This window comes from Neobacillus drentensis, from assembly GCF_036965425.1.
GTDB classification, from domain to species: Bacteria; Bacillota; Bacilli; order Bacillales; family Cytobacillaceae; genus Neobacillus; species Neobacillus drentensis_F.
This window is the reverse complement of the sequence record NZ_JBALPP010000141.1, coordinates 1-4,173: the sequence shown is the minus strand read 5'-3', so window position 1 is coordinate 4,173 and position 4,173 is coordinate 1. Positions and strand designations below refer to the sequence as shown.

Annotated in this window: 5 protein-coding genes; 2 read left to right on the top strand and 3 right to left on the bottom strand. The window is 39.2% G+C overall.

Features of this window, described 5'->3' with window-relative positions; all coding sequences use genetic code 11:
• The first annotated feature begins 179 nt into the window (after positions 1-179).
• On the top strand, positions 180-1,280 hold the full coding sequence (locus tag V7161_RS27300; protein WP_335715943.1) for an AbrB family transcriptional regulator: 1,101 nt from the start codon (positions 180-182) through the stop codon (positions 1,278-1,280).
• Positions 1,281-1,312: 32 nt separating this feature from the next.
• Here V7161_RS27300 and V7161_RS27295 read toward each other — a convergent pair whose 3' ends face one another.
• Positions 1,313-1,810 carry a GNAT family N-acetyltransferase gene (locus V7161_RS27295; protein WP_420491675.1) on the bottom strand — a complete coding sequence of 166 codons (498 nt, stop codon included), beginning with the start codon at positions 1,808-1,810 and terminating at the stop codon, positions 1,313-1,315.
• Positions 1,811-1,941: 131 nt separating this feature from the next.
• On the opposite strand from V7161_RS27295, the gene V7161_RS27290 reads away from it, so the two are divergent.
• Positions 1,942-2,652 carry a DUF421 domain-containing protein gene (locus tag V7161_RS27290; protein WP_335715941.1) on the top strand — a complete coding sequence of 237 codons (711 nt, stop codon included), beginning with the start codon at positions 1,942-1,944 and terminating at the stop codon, positions 2,650-2,652.
• A 50-nt stretch (positions 2,653-2,702) separates the two neighbouring features.
• On the opposite strand, the gene V7161_RS27285 is transcribed toward V7161_RS27290, so the two are convergent.
• Both V7161_RS27285 and V7161_RS27280 read right to left on the bottom strand, forming a co-directional pair.
• Positions 2,703-2,924, bottom strand: coding sequence for a hypothetical protein (locus tag V7161_RS27285; protein WP_335715940.1), 222 nt, complete (start codon positions 2,922-2,924; stop codon positions 2,703-2,705).
• An 82-nt stretch (positions 2,925-3,006) separates the two neighbouring features.
• On the bottom strand, positions 3,007-3,963 hold the full coding sequence (locus V7161_RS27280) for a S8 family peptidase (protein ID WP_335715939.1): 957 nt from the start codon (positions 3,961-3,963) through the stop codon (positions 3,007-3,009).
• Positions 3,964-4,173: the final 210 nt, after the last annotated feature.

Sequence of the window (4,173 nt, the reverse complement as noted above, 5' to 3'; positions counted from 1 at the left end):
ACTCGGGCAATGAAAGATCATTTCATTTACCGTATCTTGTTAAAGTAACCTCGTTCGGGCAATGAAAGTTAATTCCATTTACCATATCTTATAAAAGTAGCCTTATTCGGGCACTGAAAGCCAAATCAAATGGTAAAATTATGTTTTTTAATAAATTTTTTAAGACAGAAGGGTTTCTATTGAAGTATTTGCCAATCAACTCTGATGACAAAAGAATACGTTTTTTGATGACGCTGGTAATTGCCTTTATTGGTGGAATTATTTTCACCATCATTCATACGCCTATACCATGGCTGCTTGGTCCGATGATCGCTGTCCTGATTGGCGCAAGGTTAGTGAAGCTTCCGTTATTCTGGCCAAGATCCATTCGGGATACCGGGCTAATCATTGTGGGCTATTCCATAGGACTTTCGTTTACAATGGATGCTCTATTGCAAATTGTTGAAAAGCTTCCTTCGATGTTCCTTATGACAGTAACGCTTGTGGTATTCTGCGCGGGAATTGCTTTCATTATCTCCAAACTTACCGGAGTAGATTATCCAACGGTGCTAACAGGCAGTATTCCAGGCGGGCTTTCTCAAATGATTACCTTTGCCGAGGAAGTAAAAGGAATTGATATCACAACAGTTACCTTCCTTCAGGTAGCAAGATTATTGATGATCATTTTCTTTGTTCCCTTTCTGATTTTAGGACCTTTTTTTCAAAAAGTTAACTCGGGTCCTGTTGCAGACATCACTCATAAGACTGCAGCATTTTCTGGACCGTTTTTCCCAACGATTCTTTTGTTTGCGGTTGTCTGTGTGCTTTGTGCTTTCCTTGGAAAAAAACTTAGGTTTCCCACTCCATTTTTGTTGGCGCCGATTATCGGAACTGCCGTCATCAATATTTCCGGACTACACGGGCCTCCCCTATCTCCAACGATCTTGGACCTTTCACAATTCCTGATTGGAGGTTATATAGGGTTATTATTAAAACCGGAAAAATTGCCGCACAAAAGTAAAATGATTACCCTTGCCCTAATAAGCGGCATGGTCATGATACTAGGCTCCATCGGCTTAAGCTTGGTGCTTGTTTTCTATTACCATATAACACCGTCGACAAGTTTTTTAAGTACGGCACCCGGCGGTATGGATCAAATGGGTATACTCGCCCATGAAGTGCATGCCGATTTATCAATGGTAACCGGGTACCAATTATTCAGGCTCTTATTTATCTATTTTGCGGTTCCGCCGATATTGAAGTTGTTTTTTAGGGTGCGAAGGAAAGTGAAGCAAATATAAAGCGGTGTTCACCCTGAACATCGCTTTATTTTTTATAGAGTTTTGTAATACAAAACTGTCGTATGCAACTCCCCATTTGCTGACTTGGCAAAGTTCGGGATTCGTCCTGCTTCGATAAATCCTAATGATTGATAAAATTTATTCGAAGGGTCTCCCTCTCTTGTATCCAAAACTAACAATGACCGACCTTCTTGTAATGCCCGTTCCTCTGCTTTTTGCATTAAAGCACGGCCTAAACCCTGCCGCCTCAAGTCAGGGTCTGTAATGAGCTTGGCAATATCAGCTCTATGTAATCCGTTTGGTTTCGTGCATAAATGTAATTGAACACTCCCAACAATTCTATTGTTAATTTTGGCCACAAATAAAATCACACCAGACGATAAAACCGTTCCCCAATACTCCTTGGCTAATGATGGTTTCATTGGCGGCAGAAAGCCTACGGCTGCGCCATCATCGACTACATACACCAATAGTTCAGAAAGCTCCGAGATAGATTCCTCTATCGAATACAATTCCTCAATGATCAACATAAACACCTCCCCATTTGATGATAACTCACAGCATCAATCCGAACTACAAATTTGACAGATTATCTTACATTTTAATTACCATTTTAGCCCATACTTAAATTGGAACAATTAAAAGTGAAGGATGAAGTAGATTGCATGTTGTTGTTGAAGCGATTATCCGTACGGGTATTTCCTATATTGTTTTAATGGTTGTTTCTCTATGGGTCGGAAAACAGGTTAATTCCCATACAAATTATTATAATTTTGCTTTATCAATCACGATAGGCTCTTTCATTGCGAACATGGGGTTTGATACGAATCTCCACTTCGTTCCGATGATTTCTTCTTTTATTGCCCTTATTTTGATTTATTTTTTCTTATCCCTTATTTCTGCAAACAGCCGGCCATTTCGCAGCTGGCTATCCGGGCAGCCGACGGTCATCATTGATAATGGGAAAATTCTTGATGCCAACATGAAAAAAATAAGGTATACATTAGATGATTTAAATCAGCAGCTTCGGGAGCAAGGAATATTTGATATTTTTGAGGTGGAGTATGCGCTTTTAGAGGTGAGCGGCAAATTATCGGTATTAAAGAAAACCCAATACCAAAATGTCAGCAAGAAAGATTTTAACCCTGCTAATTTAAACGAAAATGTTATACTCCCAAAAGAACTCATTATGGACGGAAAGTTAATTGAGAAGAATTTTAACCAAAATTTTTCAAAACAATGGCTGGATCAGGAATTAAAATCGCGAAGTTTACAAATCAAGGCGGTTCAATATGCCGTCATTTCATCCAATGGCAGTTTATTTATTGATTTATTTGACGATCATTTGAACTCACCGTTAGACACCGAATGAAAATGGCTGCCCTAATTACTGGCAGCCACTCTTATTTAGACTCTATTTTTTTAAAAAGTGAATCTGCGACCTGTTAACAAACTGAATAGGGCGATAATTAACGCGATGCGAATAGCCAATCTTACGGCGCGGCCTCTGATTCTAGTACGCAAAATAATGCTGTCTCCGCCAACATATTCTAGTGTTCCAGTATAGGTCCCATTATTCGTAACAACTTCTACTTCTTGACCAACAAGTTTATCTGCAAAGTCTCGAAAACTTTGTGAGCTCATCCAACTCAACTCCTTTCATTTCTATTAAATGAATTTTTCATAGAAATGATTGGGTTTTTGCAGGATAAGCTTTATAAAAATGTTAGACATTTACCACATTCGTTGTTTCATTGAATACGTTTACTAGATAATCTACCGCTGTTAAATAGACCATTCCGTTACCTTCGAGCTTTGGAGAATATCCTAGTGGTACCGTTCTCCTAATTAATTGGGCGTATAGTTCTGGTTCTGATAGATTTCTCTCGAATGCTTGATTTGACAAAGATTTTATGAGAGCCAATGCCCCTGAGACATGTGGTGTTGCCATTGAGGTTCCACTGAGTCTAGCATATTTCCCCTTCAAATAAGTGGATAAGATATTTTCACCGGGTGCCACCACATCGACTTCTTTATTGGAATTACTAAAATCAGAAATATGACGTTCAAGGTTGATCGCACCTACACTAATAACCTCGTTATAGGATCCTGGAAAATCAAATTCATCTGTAGAACCTTGTCCATCTCCTTCATTTCCTGCAGCACAGACGACTAGAATATTATTGGCCACCGCTTTTTGAATAACTTCGTGTAATTCCGGTACATCCTCTGGCCCGCCGAGGCTCATCGAGATGATATCTGCCTTTTGTTCTATGGCATAATTGATTCCATTAATTATCCAGTCATATTGACCTGAGCCATTTTTATCAAGAACTTTTACAATTAATAGATTTGCTTCTGGGGCAACTCCAACTACGCCCTGCTGGTTGGCAGTTGCTGCGATGGTTCCGGCAACATGTGTCCCGTGCCCATTGTAATCCTTATAAATCGTTTTGTTCCCTTTATCATCATTCGTAAAATTGCATCCGCCAATAATCCGTTGCTTTAAGTCCGGATGCGTGAGATCACAGCCTGTGTCCAAGATAGCAATGGTAATGCCCTTGCCTTTTGTCTTTTCCCAAACTTTCGGGGACTGAATCATTTCAACCCCTTTTGGCACCTCGGTTACTTCTTCAACCTCTGCCATTACCTGGTACGGAATCAAGCGTACTTTTCGCTCCATCGTATTCCCCCTAACAGATTTTATGGAAGCCAACCCATGATGATAGTAATAGTTTAACAATTCTGAAACTATTAAAATAGATTCCTTTGGACTGTTTTTCCTCCTTTCACTCGTAATATAGAGACAAAGGATTAAAATAGACAGGCTGTAAAAATTGCGAAAAGTAATTTTAATCAAATTAATACATGATGGTAATCTAGGAAAAATTTA

Bases quoted from the DNA above. Each gene is read 5' to 3' on its own strand.
- V7161_RS27295 (WP_420491675.1), bottom strand. From the start codon at position 1,810: ATGTTGATCATTGAGGAATTGTATTCGATAGAGGAATCTATCTCGGAG.
- V7161_RS27285 (WP_335715940.1), bottom strand. From the start codon at position 2,924: ATGAGCTCACAAAGTTTTCGAGACTTTGCAGATAAACTTGTTGGTCAA.
- V7161_RS27280 (WP_335715939.1), bottom strand. From the start codon at position 3,963: ATGGAGCGAAAAGTACGCTTGATTCCGTACCAGGTAATGGCAGAGGTT.